General features: G+C 66.8%; 22 protein-coding genes. 12 read left to right on the top strand and 10 right to left on the bottom strand.

Features of this window, described 5'->3' with window-relative positions; genetic code table 11:
- From L0966_RS21705 to L0966_RS21740, 8 genes are all read right to left on the bottom strand, one after another.
- Nucleotides 1–110: ArsA-related P-loop ATPase (locus L0966_RS21705; protein ID WP_234054221.1), on the bottom strand; the 110-nt coding region annotated here is incomplete at its 3' end.
- 1,050 nt (nucleotides 111–1,160) lie between these two features.
- Nucleotides 1,161–2,402: a cysteine desulfurase gene (locus tag L0966_RS21710; protein WP_234054194.1), complete on the bottom strand. Its 1,242-nt coding sequence runs from the start codon at nucleotides 2,400–2,402 to the stop codon at nucleotides 1,161–1,163.
- Nucleotides 2,403–2,407: 5 nt separating this feature from the next.
- Complete coding sequence (gene sufD / locus L0966_RS21715; RefSeq protein WP_234054195.1) at nucleotides 2,408–3,736, bottom strand: Fe-S cluster assembly protein SufD; 1,329 nt, start codon at nucleotides 3,734–3,736, stop codon at nucleotides 2,408–2,410.
- A 5-nt stretch (nucleotides 3,737–3,741) separates the two neighbouring features.
- Complete coding sequence (sufC, locus tag L0966_RS21720) at nucleotides 3,742–4,503, bottom strand: Fe-S cluster assembly ATPase SufC (protein WP_234054196.1); 762 nt, start codon at nucleotides 4,501–4,503, stop codon at nucleotides 3,742–3,744.
- A 39-nt stretch (nucleotides 4,504–4,542) separates the two neighbouring features.
- Nucleotides 4,543–6,027 (bottom strand): Fe-S cluster assembly protein SufB, encoded by a 1,485-nt coding sequence (gene sufB / locus L0966_RS21725; protein WP_234054197.1) that lies wholly within the window; start codon nucleotides 6,025–6,027, stop codon nucleotides 4,543–4,545.
- A 356-nt stretch (nucleotides 6,028–6,383) separates the two neighbouring features.
- Nucleotides 6,384–6,578: a 4Fe-4S dicluster domain-containing protein gene (locus L0966_RS21730; RefSeq protein WP_234054198.1), complete on the bottom strand. Its 195-nt coding sequence runs from the start codon at nucleotides 6,576–6,578 to the stop codon at nucleotides 6,384–6,386.
- 299 nt (nucleotides 6,579–6,877) lie between these two features.
- Nucleotides 6,878–8,683 (bottom strand): nif-specific transcriptional activator NifA, encoded by a 1,806-nt coding sequence (nifA, locus tag L0966_RS21735; RefSeq protein WP_234054199.1) that lies wholly within the window; start codon nucleotides 8,681–8,683, stop codon nucleotides 6,878–6,880.
- Between the two features lie 504 nt (nucleotides 8,684–9,187).
- Nucleotides 9,188–11,521, bottom strand: coding sequence for a bifunctional diguanylate cyclase/phosphodiesterase (locus L0966_RS21740; RefSeq protein WP_234054200.1), 2,334 nt, complete (start codon nucleotides 11,519–11,521; stop codon nucleotides 9,188–9,190).
- A 251-nt stretch (nucleotides 11,522–11,772) separates the two neighbouring features.
- On the opposite strand from L0966_RS21740, the gene coaBC reads away from it, so the two are divergent.
- The 7 genes from coaBC (at nucleotide 11,773) to ilvD (ending at nucleotide 18,537) form a co-directional block, all read left to right on the top strand.
- Nucleotides 11,773–13,017 carry a bifunctional phosphopantothenoylcysteine decarboxylase/phosphopantothenate--cysteine ligase CoaBC gene (gene coaBC / locus L0966_RS21745; RefSeq protein ID WP_234054201.1) on the top strand — a complete coding sequence of 415 codons (1,245 nt, stop codon included), beginning with the start codon at nucleotides 11,773–11,775 and terminating at the stop codon, nucleotides 13,015–13,017.
- Complete coding sequence (gene dut, locus L0966_RS21750; RefSeq protein WP_234054202.1) at nucleotides 13,014–13,478, top strand: dUTP diphosphatase; 465 nt, start codon at nucleotides 13,014–13,016, stop codon at nucleotides 13,476–13,478. The genes coaBC and dut overlap by 4 nt, the downstream gene beginning before the upstream one ends.
- Nucleotides 13,479–13,499: 21 nt before the next feature.
- Nucleotides 13,500–13,940 (top strand): Rrf2 family transcriptional regulator, encoded by a 441-nt coding sequence (locus tag L0966_RS21755; protein WP_234054203.1) that lies wholly within the window; start codon nucleotides 13,500–13,502, stop codon nucleotides 13,938–13,940.
- Between the two features lie 53 nt (nucleotides 13,941–13,993).
- Entirely contained in the window at nucleotides 13,994–14,977 is a 984-nt protein-coding gene (cysK, locus tag L0966_RS21760; protein WP_234054204.1) for a cysteine synthase A, read from the top strand.
- Nucleotides 14,978–15,497: 520 nt separating this feature from the next.
- On the top strand, nucleotides 15,498–15,890 hold the full coding sequence (locus L0966_RS21765) for a helix-turn-helix domain-containing protein (RefSeq protein ID WP_234054205.1): 393 nt from the start codon (nucleotides 15,498–15,500) through the stop codon (nucleotides 15,888–15,890).
- 3 nt (nucleotides 15,891–15,893) lie between these two features.
- Complete coding sequence (locus L0966_RS21770) at nucleotides 15,894–16,430, top strand: DUF6456 domain-containing protein (RefSeq protein WP_234054206.1); 537 nt, start codon at nucleotides 15,894–15,896, stop codon at nucleotides 16,428–16,430.
- Between the two features lie 253 nt (nucleotides 16,431–16,683).
- The gene (gene ilvD / locus L0966_RS21775; protein WP_234054207.1) at nucleotides 16,684–18,537 is read left to right on the top strand and encodes a dihydroxy-acid dehydratase; all 1,854 of its coding nucleotides are present in this window, start codon (nucleotides 16,684–16,686) and stop codon (nucleotides 18,535–18,537) included.
- Nucleotides 18,538–18,591: 54 nt separating this feature from the next.
- Here ilvD and L0966_RS21780 read toward each other — a convergent pair whose 3' ends face one another.
- A complete protein-coding gene (locus tag L0966_RS21780) occupies nucleotides 18,592–19,071 on the bottom strand; it encodes a CVNH domain-containing protein (RefSeq protein ID WP_234054208.1) in 480 nt (159 codons plus the stop codon).
- An 81-nt stretch (nucleotides 19,072–19,152) separates the two neighbouring features.
- Nucleotides 19,153–19,830 carry a CVNH domain-containing protein gene (locus L0966_RS21785; RefSeq protein WP_234054209.1) on the bottom strand — a complete coding sequence of 226 codons (678 nt, stop codon included), beginning with the start codon at nucleotides 19,828–19,830 and terminating at the stop codon, nucleotides 19,153–19,155.
- 406 nt (nucleotides 19,831–20,236) lie between these two features.
- Here L0966_RS21785 and L0966_RS21790 point away from each other — a divergent pair, with 406 nt between their 5' ends.
- The 5 genes from L0966_RS21790 to rpoN all read left to right on the top strand — a co-directional run bounded on the left by L0966_RS21790 (nucleotide 20,237) and on the right by rpoN (nucleotide 25,456).
- Nucleotides 20,237–20,857, top strand: coding sequence for a ribonuclease D (locus L0966_RS21790; protein WP_234054210.1), 621 nt, complete (start codon nucleotides 20,237–20,239; stop codon nucleotides 20,855–20,857).
- Nucleotides 20,858–21,045: 188 nt separating this feature from the next.
- On the top strand, nucleotides 21,046–21,927 hold the full coding sequence (gene lptC / locus L0966_RS21795; protein WP_234054211.1) for an LPS export ABC transporter periplasmic protein LptC: 882 nt from the start codon (nucleotides 21,046–21,048) through the stop codon (nucleotides 21,925–21,927).
- On the top strand, nucleotides 21,924–22,523 hold the full coding sequence (locus tag L0966_RS21800; RefSeq protein ID WP_370640808.1) for an LptA/OstA family protein: 600 nt from the start codon (nucleotides 21,924–21,926) through the stop codon (nucleotides 22,521–22,523). The genes lptC and L0966_RS21800 overlap by 4 nt, the downstream gene beginning before the upstream one ends.
- A 370-nt stretch (nucleotides 22,524–22,893) precedes the next feature.
- Nucleotides 22,894–23,886 carry an LPS export ABC transporter ATP-binding protein gene (lptB, locus tag L0966_RS21805; RefSeq protein ID WP_234054212.1) on the top strand — a complete coding sequence of 331 codons (993 nt, stop codon included), beginning with the start codon at nucleotides 22,894–22,896 and terminating at the stop codon, nucleotides 23,884–23,886.
- A gap of 34 nt (nucleotides 23,887–23,920) precedes the next feature.
- Nucleotides 23,921–25,456, top strand: coding sequence for an RNA polymerase factor sigma-54 (gene rpoN / locus L0966_RS21810; RefSeq protein ID WP_234054213.1), 1,536 nt, complete (start codon nucleotides 23,921–23,923; stop codon nucleotides 25,454–25,456).
- Nucleotides 25,457–25,612: the final 156 nt, after the last annotated feature.

The following is a 25,612-nucleotide window of genomic DNA, read 5'->3' on the forward strand; positions in this document are numbered from 1 at the left end:
ACGATGAGGATCTTGTGGCCCATCTCCGCCAGAGCGGCCAGGGTGTTCTGGGAGGTGGTCGACTTGCCGATACCACCCTTGCCGTAAAACGCGATCTGTCGCAGCGACATCTTGCTCTCCTAATGAACTTCACCGGTGTCGGCGAACGCCCGAGGGCGGTTGCCGCCGTTTGACCTGATGCACCCCCGTTGCCCGGGCGCACCCCTTGCACTCAGCGCATCGGCGCAGATGCGGACGTGGCTCCTTGGCAGCCCACAAAGCCTGCAACCTGTTGCCCGCATAGGAGATAGCAACGAGCGTGCCAGTCGCTGCCGCAGTCAAAAACTATTCAAATGTAGAGGGATAGCGCGGCGTGTCGGAGAATCCGGGGCGTGTTCAGAAACCGACACAGGCCGCCAGGGCCCAACATCCGCCTTTGGCACTGTTCGAAATGAAACATGCTCGCAAAGAGGCGCGCGCACGGGGCGAGGCAGGACGTCGAGGGGACATGGACGGCCGCGTCCCTTCTCACAGCGCGGGGCGCTCATTGCGGCCCCGTCCTGGGGCGTGGATGCGAGTCGCGGCGACTGCGCGGCGCTGGCTGCGGCTGCCCGGCACCAGCGGAGCACAGCGCGACAGCTCCCGAATGCGGCGCTTCGGTGGCCAATGCTTTAGTGTTGAAGAAGAGCCGTGCCGCCCGCCCAACCGGAGGTGCGGTCGGGGTCGGTCCGGAGGCGCAGCACCTGTGGCAGGCGCGCGCAGGCGGCGTTCGCTTCGCACCAACCTAGGGGCGACATGCTAGCGACATGAGAGCGCTTGGGGCGAGAACCGATATCGCGCGAGACCCACCGCGCCTTCAGGCGGGTTGGCGCGTGCACAGTGCGGAACAGCCGGTAGGCGCTATCTGCCCCACGCGGCCTCTGCGCCACATCCCCCCACCGCGCATTCGCGAACGCGGGCCGCCGGCGCGCCAGTAGGGAACGGCCCCCGCCACAAACGCCGAAACGCCTGCCCCGCACGGTCCAAGCCGGCGGCACATCGTGCAGGACCATCGGGAGGGGAGAGATTGGGGGCGCTTCCTATGGCAGGCTAGTCGCCCGCGAGCGACGCGCATTTCGGAAGTGGCTCGACCGGCGCAGGCCCGGGAGCGGCCGCCGGCCCATAAGCCGGCGGCAAAGGCGTCAACCGAACAGGCTCTCGGCCTTCTGCAGAGCCTGGACGAACCGGTCCACTTCCTCGCGGGTGTTGTAGAGCCCGAAGGACGCCCGGCAGGTGGCGGTCACGCCGAAGCGTTCCATCAGCGGCATGGCGCAGTGGGTGCCGGCGCGCACCGCGATGCCGTCATGGTCGATCAGTGTCGCGAAATCGTGGGCATGGGCCCCCTTCATCTCGAAGGAGATGATGGCGCCCTTGTCCTTGGCGGTGCCGATGATGCGGATGGAGTTCAGCTCGCGCAGCCGCTCCATGGCGTATTTGAGCAGGTCCTGCTCATGGGCGCGGATGCGCTCCTTGCCGATGGAGTTGATGTAGTCGAGCGCCGCGCCCAGGCCCGCCGCCTCGACAATGGCGGGCGTGCCCGCCTCGAACCGGTGAGGCGGATCGCCATAGGTCACGGTGTCGAGCCGCACTTCGCGGATCATTTCGCCACCACCCATGAAGGGCGGCATGCCCTCCAGGATCTCATACTTGCCGTAGAGGGCGCCGATGCCGGTGGGCCCATACAGCTTGTGGCCGGTGATCACGTAGAAGTCGCAGTCGATATCCTGCACGTCCACATCAAGGTGCACGGCGCCCTGCGAGCCATCGACCAGCACCGGGATGCCGTGGGCATGGGCGATGCGCGTCACTTCCTTCACCGGAACGGTGGTGCCCAGCACGTTCGACATCTGGGTGATGGCGACGATCTTGGTGCGCTCGGTGAGCAGCTTCTCGAACTCGTCGAGCAGGAAGTTGCCCTCGTCGTCCACCGGCGCCCACTTGATGACGGCGCCCTTGCTCTCCCGCAGGAAGTGCCAGGGCACGATATTGGCGTGATGCTCCATGATGGAGATCACGATCTCGTCACCCTCATTGATGTGGGTGCGCCCATAGGTGGCCGCCACGAGGTTGATGGCCTCGGTGGCGTTGCGCGTGAAGATAATCTCCTCATTGCGCCGGGCATTGAGGAAGCGCGCCACGCGCTCGCGACCGCCCTCGTAGGCCTCCGTGGAGGCATTGGCGAGGTAATGCAGCCCGCGATGCACATTGGCATATTCGGACGTGTAGACTTGGTTCATCCGGTCCAGCACAGCCTGGGGCTTCTGGGCCGATGCGCCATTGTCGAGATAGACGAGCGGCTTGCCGTTCACCTGGATGCCGAGGATTGGAAAATCCTCGCGCACCCGCATGACGTCATAGCCGCCGTTGGTCACAGCGGGATGCATCGATCTCACTTCCGCTCGATGAGCCAGTTGCGGGTGGCGTCGGCCAGGGCGACGCGCACCCCTTCATGACCGATAGCATCAATCACCTCACCCACGAAAGCCTGGATCAGGAGCGCCTCGACCTCCTTCTCCGGAATACCGCGAGCCATCATGTAGAATTTGAGCTGCTGATCGAGCGAGCCGGTGGTGCAGCCGTGGCCGCACTGCACATCGTCGGCGAAGATCTCCAACTCCGGCTTGTTGTCGGATTCCGCCGTGTCGGACAGCAGCAGGGCCCGGCTCATCATGCGCGCATCGGTCTTCTGCGCGCCGGGGCGCACCGAGATGCGACCCTGGAAGATGTCCTGGGCGTAGCCGTCCAGCACCGCGCGGAACTGCTCGCGGCTCTGGCAATTGGGCGCGATATGCTCCACCGTCAGCATGGTGTCCGCGTGCTGCTTGTCGGCAATGAGGCTGACACCGGACAGGCTGGCGTCAATATTCTCACCCGCAAGCTGCACCAAAAGCTGGTTGCGGATGGTCGCACCACCCACCGTGAAGTTGGCGTTGGCAAACTTGGCGCCCGCCTCCACCTGCGCCAGCAGAGTGGAGATGTGCAGGGCCTCATCACCCTCGGCGGTGATTTTCAGCCGCTCGAGATTGGCCCCCTCACCCACCACCGCTTCCAGCGCGGTGTTGACCTGGTAGGCCGCGCCCGCCGGCCCCTCGTGACTTTCCAGAACAAGCGCGGAGGCGCCCTTGCCCATCACCAGCAGCGAGCGGGTGAAGGTGGCGGTGACGCCTGCCTCGGTGGTGACGAACACCAGATGCAGGGGGCGCGACAGGCTCGCGCCTTCCGCCAAGGAGATCACCACGCCGTCGCCCATGAAGGCGGTGTTCAGCGCCAGGGCGGCATCGGTGCTGGGCACCGTCTTGCCGATCTGGGCCGCCAGCGGACTGCCCGAGCCGAGAACCTGCGCGAGGGACGCCACCGAAAGACCGGGCTCGAGATTCGCCAGGTCCGAAATATCGGGCGCGAACGTGCCATTCACCACATAGAGCCGGCGCGCGTCGATCCCCGCCAGCATCGGGCAGGCGGCGACGGCGCGGGCGAGCGCCTCGGTGCCGGGGGCGGGTGCCAGCGGCGGAGCTTCGCGCAGCAGGGCGCGCAGGTCCGTATATCGCCAGCTCTCCACGCGGCGGTGCGGCAGACCCGCTTCCGCAAACGTCTCAAACGCGGCTTCGCGCTGGGCGGCCACATCGGCGCCGCCCGGCAGGGTGGATTTCACGGAGGCGAAGGCATCGGCCAGGGCCAGCTCCGCGGCGGTTTTCATGAGGCGGACATCTGCGGCCATGGTCGTCACGCCGCTTCGTTCTGGTACTGGGCGTAGCCGGTGGCCTCGAGCTCCAGCGCGAGCTCCTTGCCCCCGGTGTGCACGATGCGGCCGGCGGCGAACACATGCACCACGTCCGGCACGATGTAATCGAGCAGCCGCTGGTAGTGGGTGATGACCAGCATGGAGCGCTCCGGCGAGCGCATCAGGTTCACACCATTGGAGACCACCTTGAGCGCGTCGATGTCGAGGCCGGAATCCGCCTCATCGAGAATGCTCAGATACGGCTCCAGCAGCATCATCTGCAGGGTTTCGTTGCGCTTCTTCTCACCGCCGGAAAAGCCCACATTCACCGGGCGCTTCAGCATGTCGGTGTCGATGCCCAGCTTTTTGCCCAACTCGCGCACCTTGCGCACCAGCTCCGGAGAGGTCAGCTCGGGCTCGCCGCGCTGCTTGCGCTGGCTGTTGGCCGCCGTGTGCAGGAACGCCATGTTGGAGACGCCGGGGATTTCCAGCGGATACTGGAAGCACAGGAACAGGCCCTGCGCCGCGCGCTCATCGGGCGAAAGCTCCAGCAGGTTCACACCACGGAAGATCACCTCGCCGCCCGTGACCTCATAGCCCGGCTTGCCCGACAGCACATAAGAGAGCGTGGACTTGCCCGCGCCGTTCGGCCCCATGATGGCATGGACCTCGCCCGGATTGATGGTGAGGTTCATGCCGTTGATGATCTTCCGACCGCCGGCGATCTCGGCATGAAGATCGCGGATTTCCAGCAAGGGGGTCATGGCACGGATCCTCTGATTCAAGATGACGTCGACGCCGGCTCAGCCGACACTGCCTTCAAGGCTGATGGAGATCAGCTTCTGCGCTTCAACCGCGAACTCCATGGGCAGCTGCTGCAGCACGTCGCGCACGAAGCCATTCACCACGAGGGCGACGGCGTCCTCCTGGGAAAGGCCGCGCTGCATGCAGTAGAACAGCATGTCCTCGGAAATCTTGGAGGTGGTCGCCTCGTGCTCGAACTGGGCCTTGGGGTTCTTGGCCTCGATGTAGGGCACGGTGTGGGCGCCGCACTGATCGCCGATGAGCAGCGAGTCGCAATTGGTGAAGTTGCGTGCGCCCAACGCCTTCTTGTGGGCCGAAACGAGACCGCGATAGGTATTGTTGGAGCGGCCCGCAGAGATGCCCTTGGAAATGATGCGGCTGGTCGTGTTCTTGCCCAGATGGATCATCTTGGTGCCGGAATCCACCTGCTGGCGGCCATTGGAAATGGCGATGGAGTAGAACTCGCCGGACGAGCCCTCGCCGCGCAGCACGCAGCTCGGATACTTCCAGGTGATGGCGGATCCGGTTTCCACCTGGGTCCAGGAGATCTTGGAATTCTTGCCGCGGCAATCGCCGCGCTTGGTGACAAAATTGTAGATGCCACCCTTGCCCTCGGCGTCGCCGGGGTACCAGTTCTGCACCGTCGAATATTTGATTTCCGCATCGTCGAGGACCACCAGCTCCACCACGGCGGCATGCAGCTGGTTTTCGTCGCGCTGCGGGGCGGTGCAGCCCTCCAGGTACGAAACGTAGGAGCCGGCATCGGCAATGATGAGCGTGCGCTCAAACTGCCCGGTGTTCTTCTCGTTGATGCGGAAATAGGTGGACAGCTCCATGGGGCAGCGCACACCCGGCGGAATGTAGACGAACGAACCGTCGGAGAACACCGCCGAATTGAGGGTGGCGTAGAAGTTGTCCGTGGTGGGCACAACGGAGCCGAGATACTTCTTCACCAAGTCCGGATGCTCCCGCAGGGCCTCCGAGATGGGCATGAAGATAACGCCGGCGGCCTTCAGCTCTTCCTTGAAGGTGGTCGCGACCGAGACCGAGTCGAACACCGCGTCCACCGCGATCTTCGGCCGCTCGCCTTCGGGCACCTCGACGCCCGCCAGGATTTCCTGCTCGCGCAGGGGGATGCCGAGCTTTTCATAGGTCTTCAGGATCTCGGGATCCACCTCGTCCAGCGACTTCGGCGCCTTGAACTTCTTCGGCGCGGCATAATAGTAGAGATCCTGAAAATCGATCTGGGGAAAGTCGACGCGCGCCCAGGTCGGCTCCGACATGTTCAGCCAGCGGCGATACGCGTCGAGGCGCCATTCCAGCATCCATTCCGGCTCTTCCTTCTTTGCCGAAATGAAGCGAATGACCTCCTCAGACAACCCCTTGGGTGCCTTCTCGGACTCGATCTGCGTCTCGAACCCGTATTTGTACTGGTCAACGTCGATGGAGCGAACCTGTTCGACTGTTTCCTGTACGGCCGCCATGTCGTCCTCCGTTCAACTTCCCAGCGTTCCGCGCACCCGAGACTGGCGCACCGTATGAGACCCGGAAACCTGCCGCATGCGCCATGAAATCAGCACGACGAAATCAGCGCGGCGGCGCTCCGGAGTTCGACCTTGAAACCAGGGATCGACAGCAAAATGTGATCGATCCCATCAGGACAAGACACACCGAGCGCGTCTTGCCCGCGTGAGCCGGGAGCAGGCCGGAGCGCGTGGCGCCACCGGACCGCCCGATCTCCGGACGACGCGCAACCAAGGGGCGCGCCGTCGACGGACGGCAGAAGAAGCGCCGCAGGCGAAACCCGGGCGCCCGCCAGCCTCGCGGCCGACCCAGGCCATCAGGCCGGAACGCAGGTGTTCTCCACCGGGCACACCGCGGCGCACTGCGGGCTGTCAAAGCTGCCCTCGCACTCGGTGCACTTCTTGGGGTCGATGATGTAGGTGTCGTTCTTCAGGCTGATGGCAGCGTTGGGGCACTCGAACTCGCAAGCGCCGCACACGGTGCATTGAGAGGTAATGATCTTGTAGGCCATGGGCTAGCTCCGCTTGTGCAGATGATGGCAGGCACCACCTCCCTTTCAAGCCGCGTGCCAGATGGCAATTCATTGAAACAACATCAGTATTTTCCCGGAGTGGGTGATTTCGCGCTGTCGCGCACCCGACACCGTGTCGCGAGTGCGACACCCCCACCCTCCAGCAGGGTCGGAGAATTACTGCGAATAATACGCACTTTTAAATAGAGACAACGTTGAGCTGACGCAAAAAAGCCGGCGCACCGATGCCGCCGGCCTTTTTGACTTCCCCAAACACCCCGCCGGACAAGTGGCGAGGGTCAGAAGCGCTTGATCTCGATGTCGTGCTTCTTCAGTGCATAACCGATCTGGCGGGGCGTCAGCCCCAGCAGGCGTGCCGCCTTGGCCTGAACCCAGCCCGCGCGCTCCATGGCATCCACCAGGCGCTCGCGCTCGGACATGTCGTCGAGATCCCCGGCCGGGCGCGCCACCGCCACCGAACCAGAGGCCGCCGCCGGCGCGCTCATCGGCGCCGACATAGGGGAAGACATGGGGGACGACATGGGCGCGCCCATCGGAGCCCCCATGGGCGAAGGCATGGGGGCGGAGACGGGCGCCGCGCCCCGGGGGGCATGGTTCGAATTGGCCGGTTCACCGGCCCCTGCGGGCGGCGGCGGAGACACCACCGGAAGCGGAATATCCACCGGCCGGCGCGTGCCGATATCGGCCGGATTGCGCCACAGGAGCGCCGACAGGCACTCGTTGTGGCGACAGGCGAAGTCGTCGCGATGGATGGCCTCGCCCTGCGCCAGGGTGGCCGTGCGCTGCACGCAGTTCTCAAGCTCGCGCACATTGCCCGGGAAGCCGCAATGCAGCAGCACATCCATGGCATCGCGGCCGAATTCCAGCTCGCGCGCGTTCTCACGGTTGAACCGGTCGAGGAACTCATTGGCCAGCAACGGAATGTCGCCGCGCCGATCGCGCAGGGAGGGAACCAGGATCGGGATCACGGAGATGCGGTAATAAAGGTCGGCACGGAACTCATTGCGCGCTACCGCTTCTTCAAGATTGCGGTTGGTCGCCGCCACCACGCGCACATTCACCTTGAGAGTATGCGAGCCGCCGACCCGCTCGAACTCCTGTTCCTGCAGCACGCGCAGCAGCTTGGCCTGGAAGGCGGGCGAGATTTCGCCGATCTCATCGAGGAACAACGTGCCCTTGTCGGCCAGCTCGAAGCGGCCCTTGCGGGCGCCAACGGCACCGGTGAAGGCGCCCTTCTCGTGGCCGAACAGCTCGGATTCCAGCACCGATTCCGGCAGCGCCGCGCAGTTGAGCTTGATGAACGGTCCCTTGGCCCGGTTCGAAAGCTCGTGGATGGCCTTCGCGATCAGCTCCTTGCCGGTGCCCGACTCGCCGCGCAGCAGCACCGGCGAATGGGACTTGGCCACGATGGTGATCTTTTCCAGCAGGGCGCGGATCTCAGGGCTGTCGCCCACGATGCCGTCCACATACACCTTGCGGCGTTCACGGGCTGGCTTCAGCTCCGACAATTCCTTCTGCAGGCGGCCGCTTTCCGCCATCAGCCGCTCGCGGTCGCGCGACACCACGCGGTGCAGCTGCACGGTCTGGCCGATGAGATTGGCCACCATGGTGAGAAAGCGAACGTCCGAATCAAGGCGGAACACCGCCCGCCCGTCCCACACCCGGTCGATGGTCAAGGTGCCGATCACGCGGGAGGCGACGCGGATCGGCACGCCGATGAACGACACGCGCGTGTCCTCGGAGGCCCCAAGCGCGGCCGCATCCGCGGCGCTGAAGGCGGGGTGGCTCGCCACGTTCTCCGCGATCAGTGGCACCGCCGTGGCGATCACCTGGCCAATGGCCTTTTCGGGCAACCGCGCGCGATAACGCTCGTCCGTACCCTCATTCCAGCCCACGCCCACGGTAATGTCGGGAATGCCGTCGTCTTCAAGAAGAGAAATCACGCCATGGCGCATCTGCAGGAAAGAGGACAGCAGATTCACCACGCTCGACAGCGTCGTTTCCAGGCGGTTCGGCCCCGTCAGGATCTTGGATATTTCATAGATCCCCGTGAGCGCTACATCGCTCAACGAAACGAGGGGCATGTGCGCAGATGCAGGATCCTGCTCCAAATGAACCGCTTCCGAACGAACTGCTGCAGAGTGAACCGCTTCTTCGATGGCCATGGTGCTGTCTCCGTCACCTCGGACCGTTCCCCCGTCATGTCTTGGCGTATTTGTATGATTATCGACATTTTGATTTAGTTTTGTTCTGATGTCGTGCACAACCTGCAGGCAAAAGCGCCTACTTCCTAGGCACGCCGCCATAAGGCGCTGCAATCGCTCATCAAATGAAAAAAGGGAGAGGGGTGGTATTTTTGGTCACATCTGCGACAACGCCCCGGAAATCGCGATATGTATAATTTGTTTCGTAACAAGAAATGCGGCGACTTCTAGACATTCGCCGGCATTTTTGAGGCCGACATCATCGCAATATGCCGGACCGCAACCCAGGCCATCATAATTATACTAACGATTCAACCTGAAGTCGGAACAAAACACCAGGGGAAATAGGCGCCACGCCCCTCACCCGCGGCGGTTGAGCGTCCTTCAAAGGAAAAGATCAAGACGAGCGCGCGCGGTCTGCTCGTTTTCGGCGCGCAACAAGGCCGGCACATCTCCGCTCGGCAAGGGTCGGCAGAACAGGAAGCCCTGGGCGAGCTCGCACCCCCGCTCGCGCAGGAAGCGGGCCTGTCCGGCTGTCTCCACGCCTTCGGCCACGACCCGCATGCCGAGGTTGCGCCCCATCTCGATGACGGCGCAGACGATGGCGGTGTCGAAGGCGTCCTGCTCAATGTCGGTGACGAAGCCGCGGTCGATCTTGATGGTGTCGATGGGCAATTGCTTCAGGTGCATGAGGCCGGCATAACCGGTGCCGAAATCATCCAGCGCCACCCGCACGCCGGCCCGGTAGAGCTCATCCAGGATCGGCGCCACATAGTCGGAATTGCGCCCCAGGAAGACGGTCTCGGTGATCTCCACATCGAACCGGTCCGATGCGACACCGGCGGCGTGGAACTGGCGCAACAGTGTCGTGCCCAGCTCCGGATGGGTGAATTCCGCCGGCGAAAGATTGATGGCGATGCGCCCGCAATCATATCCCGCCTCGATCCAGCCGCGCACGTCGCTGCTGACGCGGCGAACCATGCGCTCGCCGATCATCACCGCCACCTCGCGGTCCATGAGCGCCAGCTCGAAGGCCGCCGGCGCCAGCACCGTGTGGGGCGAGCGCCGCCAGCGCACCAGCGCCTCGAACCCGGCCAGCTTGCCGGTCATCAGCGAGACCTTGGGCTGGTAGAAGGGCTCGATCTGGTCCTCCGCGAGCGCATCCACCATGTCACGCAGCAGCGTCACCCGTTCCGATACGGCCTGGCGCATGCTTGGCGTGTAGATCATCAGGCGGTTACGGCCCTGCTGCTTGGCGGCGTAAAGGGCGAGGTCCGCGTCCTTCATCAGCTCGCCATAGGTGCAGTCATGCTCCGGGCAGGAGGCGATGCCGACGCTGGCCTTGGTGGAGAGCTGGCGCCCCAGATAGGGCACCGGGCGGCGCAGATCGGCGAGAATGCGCTGGGCCAGCCGGCGCCCCTCCTCCATCGCCTCCGCCGTCACCAGCAGCACCACGAACTCGTCACCACCAAGCCGCGCCACCATGCCGTTGCCGTCGAGCGATGCGGCGAGCCGCTGGGCTGTCTCCGAAAGCACCACATCGCCGGCATCGTGGCCCAGCGAGTCGTTCACATCCTTCAGGCCGTCGAGGTCGATCAGCAGCAGGCAGACGCCCTCGGCTGGGCGGCGCGTGCCCATGGCGGCCTCAAGCCGGGCCTGGAAGGCGGCGCGGTTCGGCAGGCCGGTGAGGGCATCGTGGGTCGCGGCGTAGCGCACCTGCTGCTCCACCGCCGCCCGCTCGGTGATGTCGATCACCGCCGCCGCCATGCCCGGCGTACCGCCCAGCTCGATCTGCGCGGCGGCGAGCAGCACGTCGCGGCGGCTGCCGTCGCCCAGCTTGAGAGAGCAGGAAAAATCGGTAACCACCCCCTCGCCATGCACACGCTGCAGGAGCTGCGCCCGCTGCCGTGGCGCGAGATAGATGTCGGTGGTCTTCACCTGCCGCGCCTGCTCGGGGGTGGCGCCGTAAAAGCGCAGCGCCGCCTCGTTGAACTTCAGCACGCTGCCGTCGCCGATGGCGCTCACCAGCAGCGGCACCGGCACTGCCTGGAACGTTTTCTCCAGCAGGTCCTCGCTCTCCCGCAGCAGGGCATTGGCCTTCTGCGCGGCCTTCACCGCCGCCCATTGCAGCCGGTCCAGCCGATTCGAGCGCGAGACGATGATCATCAGGGCGGCATTCAGGGTCGCCACCGCCAGGGCGAGACCGGCCGAGAGGCGCCAGGGGTCCGCCGGATCCAGATAGCCCGCCAGCAGCATCACGCTGACGCCGATACCATTCACCAGGCACAGCCAGAACGGCACCGGCACCGTCAGATAATAGACGATGGGCAGCATCATCACGACGAACAGGGCCAGCTCACTGCGCGTGCCCACCAGAACCGCGACGCCAACGCCCGCGCCCCACTGCCAGAGCGTGTCCACGAGATCCAGCTGATGCACGCGACGGGTGAGATGCGCCGCCACCAGGCAGAACAGGGAGATGAAGATCACGCCGAAACGCGCCGCCAGCGCCACGGCGAAATGGGCGGTGCCCTCGAATCGCCAGTCGCTCAGCAGAAACAGCGCGTTCAGCACCGCCGAGAGAGCGAACAACTGGCGGGCGTGGCGCTTGGCCTCGTCCAGGCGATCCGCGCGGAAGGCCCTCTCCGTCTCCTGGTCGACGAACTCACCGCCAAAAGCCGTGAGGCGAGGTCCCTCGGACGTGCTCGACTGCACCATGCTCGCCCCCACCGCACACCCCATCACCACTCGATACGCAAGCAAAAGCTCAAGCTGGTCAATTATCTGCGCGCACGCCCCCGCATCAAGACGCTTTGTGCCACAGGCCCACAGGCGGAGCGCCCATAGCGGTATTCGCCGAGGCAGGACCGGCGGCGCTCGCGCCGGAGGGGCAACCCGCGCTATATGGCCCGCAAGCCTCCCGCCACAAGGGCGGGGCGGTCTCCTGTGGCCTTTTTCGGAGCCAGCCGATGCTCGCCGGGCAGCGCATTCTCCTTATCATCGGTGGCGGGATCGCCGCCTATAAGTGCCTCGACCTCATCCGCCGGCTGAAGGAGCGCGGCGCCACCGTGCGCGCCATCCTCACCACGGCGGCCCAGCAGTTCGTCACCCCCCTGTCCGTCGGCGCGCTCAGCGGAGAGCGGGTGTTCTGCGACCTGTTCGACCTGACGGCGGAGCACGATATCGGCCATATCCGCCTCTCGCGAGAGGCGGACCTGGTGGTGGTGGCGCCGGCGACCGCGGACCTCATCGCCAAGATGGCCCATGGCCTTGCGGACGACCTGGCCTCCACGGCCCTGCTCGCCACCGACAAGCCGGTTCTGCTGGCCCCCGCCATGAACCCGCGCATGTGGGCCCACCCCGCCACCCGGCGCAACATGGCCATCCTGCTGGCCGACGGCATCTCCGTGGTCGGCCCGAATTCCGGCGCCATGGCCGAGCGCGGCGAATTCGGCGAGGGACGCATGGCCGAGCCCATGGAGATCATGGAAGCCATTGCCGTCCGCCTGGCGGCCCCGGCTCAGAAAGAAGGGCCCCTTGCCGGCCGGCGCCTGCTGGTCACCTCCGGCCCCACCCATGAGCCCATCGACCCGGTGCGCTACATCGCCAACCGCTCGTCCGGCAAGCAGGGCCACGCCATCGCCGCCGCGGCCGCTGCCGCCGGCGCGGAAGTGGTGCTGGTGAGCGGACCCGCGGAGGCGCCGGACCCGGCCGGTGTTCGGGTGATTCACGTGGAAAGCGCCCGTGAGATGCTGGCCGCGGTGGAAGAGAGCCTGCCCGTGGATGCCGCCGTGTTCGCCGCCGCGGTGGCCGACTGGCGCGTGGCGGGCGCGGCCGAGCAGAAGATCAAGAAGGATGGCGGCGGCGCGCCCACCCTGACGCTGGTGGAGAATCCCGACATCCTCGCCACCGTGTCGCGCCACCCCAGCCTGCGGCCATGCCTGGTGGTGGGCTTCGCGGCCGAGACGGAAACCGTGATCGCCCACGCTGAGGCCAAGCGCGCGCGCAAGGGCTGTGACTGGATCGTGGCCAACGACGTGTCCCCCGCCACCGGCATTATGGGCGGCGACAGCAATACGGTGCACATCGTCAGCGCCCAGGGCGTGGAGCACTGGCCCCCCGCCTCCAAGAGCGAAGTGGCGGCCCGGCTGGTGGCGCGCATCGCCGCCACCCTGGGCGAGGACACACCCAACGAGAAGGAGAACCCGGCATGAGCCGCCCCGTCGTCCCCATCCTGCGCCTGCCCCACGGCGAGGGGCTCGCTCTGCCCGCTTACGCCACCGCCGGCGCCGCCGGTCTCGACCTGCCCTGCGCGGTCGCGGAAGACGCACCGGAAACCCTCGCCCCCGGCGCCATCGCCGCCCTGCCCACCGGCTTCGCCCTGGCCCTGCCCGAGGGCTATGAGGGTCAGGTGCGGCCGCGATCAGGCTTGGCCCTGAAGCACGGGATTACCGTGTTAAATTCCCCCGGTACCATCGATTGCGACTATCGGGGCGAGATGAAGGTGATCCTCATCAATCTCGGGCGCGAGCCTTTTACCTTCACGCGGGGCATGCGCATCGCCCAATTGGTGGTGGCACCGGTCACGCAAATAATGCTGGAAGAATCCGGGGAATTGATGGAAACTGCGCGCAGCGTCGGTGGTTTTGGCTCTACAGGCCTATCCGGCGCGTGATTCAGGGATAGCCACACGGACATGCCGCGCTTATCCGACAAAAGCCTTCTCGCCATCGCCGCCGTGGTGGACGTTGCCGTGCATGCGCGCGGTACGCCGGTCGCGGCCAAGGCCCTCGCGGCCCGTCACGGCCTTCCGCCCCGCCGGCTGGAGCCGGTGCTGCAGGCCCTGGTTCATGCCGGCGTGCTGAAGGGCGTTCGCGGCCCGCGCGGCGGCTATGAGCTGGCGCGCGAGCGCCGGCGGGTCTCCGTCGCTGAGATTGTCCGGGTCGTTGAAGGCTCCGAGGAGGAAAAGGAGATCATTCTTCCCCCCCTCGTGACCGAGGTGGTGCAGCCCGCCGTGGCCGCGGCCGAGAGCACGTTCGACACCGCGCTCGACGCCGTGACCCTGGAAGACCTGTGCCGCGCCGCCGACGACAATGGCCACGGCCCAGAACGCAACAACATTGATTTTGCCATTTGACGGCTCCCTCCCCGGAGCTGCGAAACCCTTTCACGATCTTCAGGAGAGCGACCATGGTCGAATCCGCCAAAGTCATTCCCGCCAAGCTTCCGCGCCCCGGCCGCGGCGTGATCTACGATTCCATCACCGAAACCATCGGCAACACGCCCCTGGTGCGCCTGAAGCGCCTGCCCCAGCTGCGCGGCGCCAAGGCCGACATTCTCGCCAAGCTCGAATTCTTCAATCCCATCAATAGCGTGAAGGACCGCATCGGCGTCGCCATGATCGAGGCGATGGAGAAGGAAGGGGTTCTGGACGCCGACACGGTGCTCGTGGAGCCCACCTCCGGCAATACCGGCATCGCGCTCGCCTTCGTGGCTGCCGCCCGCGGCTATCGGCTCATTCTGGTGATGCCCGAGAGCATGTCCATGGAGCGCCGCAAGATGGTGGCGCTGCTGGGCGCCGAGCTGGTGCTGACCCCCGCCAACCTGGGTATGAAGGGCGCCGTGGCCAAGGCCGAGCAGCTCATCCAGGAACTGCCCAAGGCGGTGATGCCCCAGCAGTTCAAGAACAAGGCGAATCCGGAAATGCACCGGCGCACCACCGCCGAGGAGATCTGGAACGACACCGAGGGCAAGGTGGACGTGGTGGTGGCCGGCGTGGGTACTGGCGGCACCATTTCCGGCATTGGCCAGGTGCTGAAGGCCTACAAGCCCTCCGTCCGCATCGTGGCGGTGGAACCGGAAGACTCGCCGGTGCTGTCCGGCGGCGCGCCCGGTCCCCACAAGATCCAGGGCATCGGCGCCGGCTTTGTTCCCGACGTGCTCGATCGCTCGGTGATCGACGAGGTGGTGACCGTGGGCAACCAGACCGCCTTCGACACCGCCCGTGCGCTCGCCCGCTACGAGGGCATTCCGGCCGGCATCTCCTCCGGCGCGGCCATCGCCGCGGCGCTCGAGATCGCCACCCGCGAGGAGCTGGCCGGCAAGACCATCGTCGCCATCGTGCCCTCGTTCGCCGAGCGCTATCTCTCCACCGCCCTGTTCGAAGGGCTCTGAGCCGAGGGCACACCCTCGCGGTCGGGCGCGCCGCCCGGCCGCCCGGCCGTGCACGCATCCTCTCCTTTGGCCGCCCCTTTGGCCTTCCAAAGCCGGATCAGGGCGGCATGGCGCGCAGGATCATAGCCGCGCGCACCCATCCGCGCCTCCCGCCGCGCGGCGCGCAACGCCCGCGCAATGTCCTGGGGCGTGGAGAGCAGCACTGCCAGCGCCACCCGCCGCCGCTCCACCTGAGCCTCGGCCTCCTCACAACGGAAGGCCCTGACCGGCCGCGCCCGCACATTCCCTTCCATCGCCGCATCCCATGTCGCCAATTGGGCTCCATGCTGATCGACAATGCGAAGAGGGGGATAAATTCCTATATCAATACCTTTCAGGAGCCGGGGAGCACCCGGAAACTCGGCGTATTTTCAAGTCGATATGATAAACCCGCGGGTCAATTCACCGGTGTGAGCATCCTCTGTCGCTTGCCGCACTGCATGATGGGTGTAGGAAAAGATACCTACCATGCGAGGTTGTAATGCGTCAGATCCACCCCCCTCTGCCCGACATCGCAGCGGGCAGCCTGCCCCCGTCTAACACCTCGCGCGACGCCCTTCCGTCCCGAACCGACCCCACCGATCGCGCCCGGATCGTCATCGCCCTGGTGTCCGCGGCGAGCGGCGTGGCAGTGGAAACGCTGCTGGCCCTGCGGCGCTCACAGGCACCGGTGGCGGCGGCGCGCCAGCTCGCCATGTATCTCGCCCATGTGGTGCTCGGCCTGTCGCAGACCGATGTGGCCCGCGCCTTCGGCCGTGACCGCACCACCGTAGCCCATGCCTGCCGGCGCATCGAGGACCAGCGAGACCGGGCCGCCTTCGACCGCCGCGTGGCGCAGCTCGAAGCCTGCGTGCGCTGGGCGGCGGAGCACTGACGCATGGCACCAGCAGCCCCCGCGTCCCGCGCGCGCCGTCGCGCCGCCTCGTCCACCGAAAAGCCGCGCTGCAATCTCGCGGAAAGCCCCCTCACCTGGCTCGCCCGCCGGTCCGGACGCGATGGCCGCCCCCTGGTGGATGCCGCCCAGCTCGCCGCCGGAGAGCGCCTGCGGGCCGATTTCACCCGCGCCAACCTCACCCCCCGCATCACCAGCCGCTGGGACCCGACGCCCGGCGGCGGCAATGGCCCCGAGGCCTTCACCGACATGGTGCTCGCGGCGAAGGAGCGGTTCGACAGGGCCCTGGCGGCCGTGGGGCCAGAGCTCTCCGGCGTGCTGGTGGACGTCTGCTGCTTCCTGAAAGGGCTTGAGGAGGTGGAATCAGACCGGCGCTGGCCGGCGCGCACCGCCAAGGTGGTGCTGGGCCTCGCCTTGGACCGCCTGGCCGCCCATTACGGCCTCGCCACCACCGCGACCGGCCGCGAGCGTTCGCCTATCCGCGCCTGGAGCGCCCCCGACGACGATCCAGCCTCCGCCTGATCCGCCATAAGCTCCGGGGAGGGTGCGGCGCGCGCTTGTGGCTCCCGCATGAGACCGCCGCATGTCTCCCCGGCGCGCGGCTCCTCTTGAAATGATTTCACTTCGCCCGAATTCGCTCTAAGACAGCCGCCATAATCTTGCGCCGGATCGCCCGGCCGCGCACGAAGATGCCGGCGAGCGCCCCCGGAACGAGAACCCCGCGCACCAAGCTCAGGCGCACGGGAAGACCGCGCACGAAGAGGCGAAGAGGAACATGCCCCAATACCGCTCCCGCACCTCCACCCATGGCCGCAACATGGCCGGCGCCCGTGGCCTGTGGCGCGCCACCGGCATGAAGGACGGGGACTTCGGCAAGCCCATCATCGCGGTGGTGAATTCCTTCACCCAGTTCGTGCCCGGCCATGTGCACCTGAAGGATCTCGGCCAGCTGGTGGCCCATGAGATCGAGAAGGCGGGCGGCGTCGCCAAGGAATTCAACACCATCGCGGTGGATGACGGCATCGCCATGGGCCATGACGGCATGCTCTATTCCCTGCCCTCGCGCGAGATCATCGCCGACAGCGTGGAATACATGGTGAACGCCCACTGCGCCGACGCCATGGTGTGCATCTCCAATTGCGACAAGATCACCCCCGGCATGCTGATGGCGGCGCTGCGCCTCAACATCCCGGCCGTGTTCGTCTCCGGCGGGCCCATGGAGGCGGGCAAGGTGCTGCTCTCCACCGGCCCGAAGAAGGTGGACCTCATCGACGCGATGATCGCGGCGGCCGACGACAAGGTGACCGACGCCGACGTGCAGGTGATGGAGCGTTCCGCCTGCCCCACCTGCGGCTCGTGCTCGGGCATGTTCACGGCCAATTCCATGAATTGCCTCACCGAGGCGCTGGGCCTGTCGCTGCCCGGCAACGGCTCCATCCTGGCCACCCACGCCGACCGCAAGCGCCTGTTCGTGGAGGCCGGCCACCTGATCGTCGACCTCGCCCGCCGCTATTACGAGCAGGACGATGCGAGCGTGCTGCCGCGCGCCATCGCCACCTTCAAGGCGTTCGAGAACGCCATGACGCTGGACATCTCCATGGGCGGCTCGACCAACACGGTGCTGCACCTGCTCGCCGCCGCCAATGAGGGCGAGGTGCCCTTCACCATGGCCGACATCGACCGGCTCTCCCGCAAGGTGCCGGTGCTGTGCAAGGTGGCCCCCGCCGTGGCCAACATCCATATGGAGGACGTGCACCGGGCCGGTGGCATCATGGGCATTCTGGGCGAGCTCGACCGCGCGGGCCTCATCCACACTGAGCTGCCCACCGTGCACTCGGCCAGCCTCAAGGACGCGCTGGACCGCTGGGATGTGAAGCGCACCACCGCCGAAAGCGTCACCACCTTCTATCGCGCGGCGCCCGGCGGCGTGCCCACCCAGGTGGCCTTCAGCCAGGCCAGCCGCTGGGATACCTTGGACACCGACCGCGAAAACGGCGTCATCCGCGATCTCGCCCATGCCTATTCCAAGGATGGCGGCCTCGCGGTGCTGTTCGGCAACATCGCCCTCGATGGCTGCATCGTGAAGACGGCGGGCGTGGATGCCTCCATCCTCACCTTCAAGGGCCCGGCCCGCATCTTCGAGAGCCAGGACGCGGCGGTGGAAGCCATCCTCGCCAACGGCAAGATCCAGCCCGGTGACGTGGTGCTGATCCGCTATGAGGGTCCGCGCGGCGGCCCCGGCATGCAGGAGATGCTCTACCCGACCTCCTACCTGAAGTCGAAGGGCCTCGGAAAAGCCTGCGCGCTGGTGACGGACGGCCGCTTCTCCGGCGGCTCCTCGGGCCTGTCCATCGGCCATGTCTCGCCGGAAGCGGCGGAAGGCGGCGCCATCGGCCTGGTGGAAGAAGGCGACATCATCGAAATCGATATCCCAAACCGCATCATGCGCGTGGCGGTGAGCGACGAGGTGCTCGCCACCCGCCGCGCCGCCATGGAGGCGAAGGGCGAAAAGGCCTTCCAGCCGGAAAACCGCAATCGCGTGGTGTCGCAGGCCCTCCAGGCCTATGCGGCGCTCACCACCTCCGCCGCCCGCGGCGCGGTGCGCGACGTGCGCGGCCTCAAGCGCTGAGAAACAGGGCGCATCGGGCCTCCCCGATGCGCCTCCCTCGCCCCGTGGGGGCGCTCACCTGCAGGTGAGCTGCCCGTCCACATTGGCGATATCCTTGCCGAACAGGCCGCACCAATTGGCGGTGATGGCGCTCTCGCTCCAGCGCCCCTGATGGTCGGCGCAGGTGGCTTTCAGCCAGCCATTATCAAGGCGGATGTCACGGCAGCTGCCCATGTAGGAGCCCACCGGCGGAGGCCCCAGCGCCGCCCGGCCGGCCGGCGTCTCGACGCCGAGCACCGATGACGCGCGCATGCAGAACAGCTTGCCGTTCTGATTGGCGATATCCCCCACGCAGAAGGGATAATCCTCCAGCCGCGCCGCCACCCAATAGCCGCCCGGAGCCGAGCAGATGGCGATGAGCGTGCTGCCCTGCAACACCACATCGCGGCAGGAGGCGAGATAGGTGCCAGGGGGCGCATTCCCGGCCCGCGCCGGCGCACCCGCCCCGATCGCGACGAGGCATGCGAACAGGGGCCACGCCCATCGGCCGATCATCCTGCCCCACTCCCCTTTTCCGGTGCCACCCGTGGGCATGAACGAAAAGGGGGACGCCGCGGCGTCCCCCCAACCTTCGAATCAGCGGCAGATCAGATTGCCGTTGAAGTTCACGATATTCGGCCGCGGCCCGCAGGTCGCGACATTCAGCCGGGTATTCTGCCAGCCGCCGTTCATGTTCCGGCAGGAAGCCGCCAGCCAGGGGCCGGCCGCCACCGCGTCGCGGCAGGTCTGGAGATAGGAGCCCGGAGGCACCGGCTGGCGACGGCAGCGCAGATTGCCGTTGTCGTTGCTGATGTCGGTGCCGGGGATGCAGCCCAGCATGTTCATCTCGGTGGGCCGCCATTCGCCACTGCGCGTGCGGCACGTGGCCGCCAGCATCATCCCCCGCTGGTCGATCATGGTGCAGGACGCGCGATAGGAACCGGGCGGTCCGTTGCCGGTGCCCGGAGGCGGCAGGGGGCGCGGCCCCGGCCCACGGCCACGCTCGCACCACAGATGCCCGTCCACATTGGCGATGTCGCCGCGGCAGGTGAAGAAATCGTCGAGCCGGGTGGCGGTGAAGACGCCGCGCCGCGCGGTTTCGCACAGAGCGGTCAGGTCGCTCCCCCGATGCACACGCACATCGCGGCAGGTGCGCTGGTAGGTCCCCGGAGGCGCCGGCTGCGCCTGGGCAGGCGCTGACGCGCCAGCGAGAAGAAGCACCAGGAGAGCGAGCAGCCCCGCCCATCCCCGGCCCATGGTCACACGTCGTTTCATGTCAACTCCCAGCCCGAATTGGCGCGAAACCCGAAGGCCAAACATTCTTCCAGCGCATGCCTTCCTTGCGCCTCGTCCACGCAAAACTCCGCTCCAGCCCCGAGGGAACAGCGCCTTGGCGGGAAAAGATGCGACAGAACGGCAGCACATCGGCACTTCGCGCCCCATCGCGCCGATGTTGGTGCGGAATGCGAACGACAACCTGCGTGACGTACCGCCACTGGCAGCACGGTGCCGGCTCCGTCCGCCCGCTCGCGCTCTTACCACGGCGGCGGAAAGCCTGCGACATCCGCTTGCGCTCCCTGCCGCCTCGCGCGTAGCTCTGTCAGGGACGCATCAGGCGGCGGCGCCCGGCATCGGGCGCGCCGCCTTCCTTTGAACCTTTGGGAACGAGAACCGACAGCCAATGACCATTCGCCTGCACCAGGGTGACCTGCCCGCCGATTTCGTGGCCGCGCCCGTGGTCGCCATCGACACCGAGACCATGGGCCTCAACCCCTTCCGCGACCGGCTGTGCCTGGTGCAGCTCTCCAATGGCGACGGCAGCGCCGACCTCGTCCAGATTCCCCAGGGCGCCAACGCCAAGACCGCGCCCAACCTGACCCGCCTGCTGGCCGACCCCAATGTGACCAAGCTGTTTCATTTTGGCCGCTTCGACATCGCCGTGCTCCAGCACACCTTCCGGGTGATGCCCCAGCCGGTATGGTGCACCAAGATCGCCTCGCGGCTGGTGCGCACCTATACCGACCGCCACGGCCTGAAGGACATTCTGCGCGAGCTGCTCGGCGTCGATATTTCCAAGCAGCAGCAGAGCTCAGACTGGGGCTCCGGTGAGCTCACCGATGCCCAGCTCGCCTATGCCGCCTCCGACGTGCTGCACCTGCACGCCCTGAAGGCCAAGCTGGAAGAGATGCTGGCGCGCGAAGGCCGCTCCGCCCTCGCCTCCGCCTGCTTCGCCTTCCTGCCGGCCCGCGCCGCGCTGGACCTCGCGGGCTGGGCGGAACAGGACATCTTCGCCCACGCCTGAGTGGCGCCTGCGAGAAATGTGCGCCGCAGCAAGCCCTTATCGGGCTCACTTGCGCGCGGCGCGCATTTCGGACAATTTGGCCGCCCGGCACGCGGGGCGACGCGCTGCAAGGTCACCGGCGCGTGGGGCGTTGGATCCCGGAGACCTGCGGTGCGAGCCGGTATTCACCTTGCCGCCGGAAGGGGAAGATGAACCGACACGTGCCGCCACGCGATCTCGATACTGACGAGGCCACCGCCTTCAGCCCACCCCCGCCGCCCGACTTCCGCCGGGCGCAGCGGCACAGCGCCCGTGTGCGCTGGATCCGCCGCCTTCTGCCGCTCGCCGTTCTGGCCGCCGTGGCGGTGATCGGCGTGGGCGCGCTGTTCAAGAGCCTTCAGGTGAAGATCGAGCTGCCGTTCGATATCGGACACCTGACCCTCTCGGGCTCGCGCCTGACCATGGAATTTCCGAAGCTGTCCGGCTTCACCGACGACAATCGCGGCTATTCCGTCACCGCCAAGACCGCCGCCCAGGATCTCACCCGACCCGACGTGATCGAGCTGACCGACATCGAGGCGAAGATGGAGATGGCGGATAAGGGCTGGGCGAGCGTCCAGGCCAAGAAAGGCAGCCTCGACACCAAGAGCCAGTTCATCACCCTCGACGACGGGGTGGAACTCGCCATGAAGGGCGGCTATGGCGGCCAGCTCGAAAATGCCGAGGTGGACGTCAAGTCGGGCACCATCACCACCGAGCGTCCCGTCACCTTCACCTATCTCAACGGCCGCCTGGTGGCCGATTCCCTCACCGTGAGCGATCGCGGCGAGAAGGCCCTGTTCAAGGGCCATGTTCAGCTCGACTTCCGCATCTCCGACATCGACAAGGCCAAGGCCGCCCGCGCCGAGGAAGCCAAGGCCGCCGAACAGGCCAAGGCCGCCAAGGCCCGCGCCGACGCCGAGGCCCGCGCCCAGGCGCAAGCCCAGGCCGAAGCCCGCGCCGAGGCGCAGGGCAAGGCCGACACGGTGGCGCCGGGAGAGGCCGAGCACGTTCCCCTCATCACCTCTCCACGACCGGTGCCGCAGCCATGACCTTTTCGACCCGCCGTGCCTTCGCCACCCTGATGCTGGCCGCCGTGGCGACGGCCGCCGGCACCACCCTGGCGTCCGGCCCGGTCCTGGCGCAGGCGCAGAACGTGCCCAACGCCCTCCAGGGCTTCGCGCGCAACCGCGACGAGCCGGTGCGCATCAACGCCGATTCGCTGGAGGTGCGGGACAAGGACAAGGTCGCCGTCTTTTCCGGCAACGTGGTGGTGGTTCAGGGCGACACCACGCTGACCTCGAAAGACCTGCAGGTCTATTATGACGGCAGCGCCTCCCCCGAGGATGGCGCCGGCTTCAAGCAGGGCCAGATCCGCAAGCTGGAGGCCGCCGGCGGCGTGGTGGTGCGCACCAAGGACCAGACCGCCACCGGCGAAACCGGCGTGTTCGAGATGAAGTCCAACACCGTCACCCTCACCGGCAAGCCGGTGGTGCTCACCCAGGGGCCGAACGTCATTCGCGGGCAGAAGCTGGTGGTGAACCTCATCAGCGGCGTCTCGCGCTTCGAGGGTGGACGGGTGGAAAGCCTGATCGTTCCCGGAAGCCTGAAGAATCAGGGCGCCCCTGGAGCCGCCCCGGGCCGCTGAAGCGCTTCGGGCGCCCGCCCTGCCGTACGGCGCTCGGCGCGGGCAAGGACGGCTTGAGGCCGATGCGTCAGGGGGCAGGGCGCCCCCTCACCGGGCGCCGAGACGAGTGCCCGCAATCCGTCGCATTGCCGGGGCAGCATCAGCTCTCGGCCAGGGCCCCGCCTTCATGCGCGTGACGGTGTCACGGACCACTCGCGGCTGACGGCGCGGCGATCGAGGCCGCGGAGGACGGCGACAGCAACGGCGCGGTTGCGGCGACCGCCGACATGCCACGGCCCATTTTTTGCATGTGACGTTGCATCCCTGCCGTCGACGCTTTAAACCTAACTCCGGGGGCCGCATTCTTGAGGGCCGCGGGCCGGAGGTAGAGTTGAACGTCCTTTCCTTGTTCGGCAAGGGCGCAGCCAAGCGCCGCAGCAATGAAATCCTCGTGGATGCCGATTTCGACACGGACCACGACACGGCCGGCGTGCCGCGCGGTTCGCAGCGGCTCGCCTCCAACAATGACGCATATGCCACATGGGCGTCACAATCCGCCCCGGCGGGCGACACCCGTTGGCGTGAAGCCGGCAATGCCCCGGCCTACCCGTCAGCCTATCACGACGCGCCCTATGACGACGATCCGCACGCCCATGCCGGGGTCGGCTCCCTCGCCGCCTATGGCCTGGCCAAGACCTATGGCGGGCGCAAGGTGGTGCGCGATGTCTCCATGTTCGTGCGGCGGGGCGAGGCGGTGGGCCTGCTCGGCCCCAATGGCGCGGGCAAGACCACCTGCTTCTACATGGTCACCGGCCTTGTGAAGGCGGATGCGGGACGCATCGAGCTCGACGGGCACGACGTGACCCCCATGCCCATGTATCGCCGGGCCCGGCTCGGCATCGGCTACCTGCCCCAGGAGGCCTCCATCTTCCGCGGCCTCACCGTGGAGGGAAACATCATGGGCGTGCTGGAGGTGACCGAGCCCAGCCGCCGCAAGCGGCGCGAGGAGATGGAGCAGCTCCTCGAGGAGTTCAAGATCACCCATGTGCGCAAGTCGCCCTCCATCGCCCTGTCGGGCGGCGAGCGGCGGCGCGTGGAAATCGCGCGCGCCTTGGCCAGCCGCCCCTCCTTCATGCTGCTGGACGAGCCCTTCGCCGGCATCGACCCCATCGCGGTGGGCGACATCCAGGCGCTGGTGCGCCATCTCACCACCCGCGGCATCGGCGTGCTCATCACCGATCACAATGTGCGCGAGACGCTGGGGCTGATCGACCGCGCCTACATCATCCATTCCGGCTCGGTGCTGAAGGAAGGCGACCCCGAATCCATCATCTCCGACCCGGACGTGCGGCGGCTCTATCTCGGCGAGGAGTTCCGCCTATGACAGCTCCCCTCCTTCGCCCCGAGGAGGATCGCGCATGGCGATGACCCCCAAGCTCGAGTTCCGGCAAAGCCAATCGCTGGTGATGACGCCGCAGCTCATGCAGGCCATCAAGCTGCTGCAGCTCTCCAACATGGAGCTGGTGGCCTATGTGGAGGCCGAGCTGGAGCGCAACCCGCTGCTGGAACGCGCGAGCGAGGATGGGGGCCCCGCCGAAAGCCCGGAGATCGAGGCACCCGAGCCGCCGGCCGGCGACCGCGACGCCCAGTCCGGGGACTGGATGGAAAAGGATATGGAGCCGAGCCGGGCGGAAATGGAAACCCGGCTGGACACCGATCTCGGCAACGTCTTTCCCGACGACGCCCCGGCGGACCGTGCCGCGCCCACCTCCTCGTCGAGCCCTTCCTCCTCCACCACCGAATGGGGCGGTGGCGAGCGCGGCGAGGATTACAATCCCGAAGCCTTCCTCACCGCCGAAACCACCCTGGCGGACCACCTGGAAGCCCAGCTTGCGGTGGCGGAGACCGATCCGGCGCGCCGGCTCATCGGCATGCACCTCATCGGCCTCATCGACGAGACCGGCTATTTCAGCGGCGATCTCGACCAGGTGGCCGAGCAGCTCGCCGCCAGCCGGGAGGAAGTGGAGGACGTGCTCAAGCTCATCCAGGGCTTCGAGCCCACCGGGGTCGGCGCGCGCACCCTGGCCGAATGCCTCGCCCTCCAGCTCAAGGAGCGCGACCGCTACGATCCCGCCATGCAGGCGCTGGTGGAAAACCTGGAACTGCTCGCCAAGCATGACCGCAACGCCCTGAAGCGCGTGTGCGGGGTGGATGCCGCCGACATCGCCGACATGATCGCCGAGATCCGCCGGCTCGATCCCAAGCCGGGCCTCGCCTTCGGATCGGGCGTGGTGCACCCGCTTGTGCCGGACGTCTATGTGCGCCCCGGCCCCGACGGCGCCTGGCTGGTGGAGCTGAATTCCGAAACCCTGCCGCGCGTGCTGGTGAACCAGACCTATCACGCCACCGTCGCCAAGGTGGCCAAGTCCGCCGAGGACAAGAGCTTCCTCGCCGAGTGCCTGCAGAATGCGAGCTGGCTGACCCGCTCCCTGGACCAGCGCGCCCGCACCATCCTGAAGGTGGCGAGCGAGATCGTGCGCCAGCAGGACGCCTTTTTGCTGCACGGCGTGCGCCATCTGCGGCCGCTGAACCTGCGCACGGTGGCCGATGCCATCGGCATGCACGAATCCACCGTCTCGCGGGTGACCTCCAACAAATACATCGCCACCCCGCGCGGGGTGGTGGAGATGAAGTTCTTCTTCTCCTCGGCCATTTCCGCGTCCGGCGGCGGCGAGGCCCATTCGGCGGAGGCGGTGCGCCATCGCATCAAGAGCCTGATCGACGCCGAGGCGCCCACCGACATCCTCTCCGACGACACGCTGGTGCAGAAGCTGAAGGAAGACGGCATCGACATCGCTCGCCGCACGGTGGCCAAGTATCGGGAGGGCATGAACATCCCCTCCTCGGTCCAGCGCCGGCGCGAAAAGATGGCCCTGCGCAGCGAGGCAAGCTGAGCGCGGATCGCGCATCGCATTGAACCTCACGCCGCGCTTTGTGGTGGGGCTGGGCCTTCGCCACCCGCCGCGCCCGTGCTCCTCAAATCGCGCGCCGATGCGGGCAATCCAGATCGGCATTTCCACCGCGTCTTCGAGCGAAGTGGACACCGGCTG

It is taken from the genome of Xanthobacter sp. NM-59, from assembly GCF_021401125.1.
In the GTDB taxonomy this organism is placed as follows: Bacteria; Pseudomonadota; Alphaproteobacteria; order Rhizobiales; family Xanthobacteraceae; genus Xanthobacter.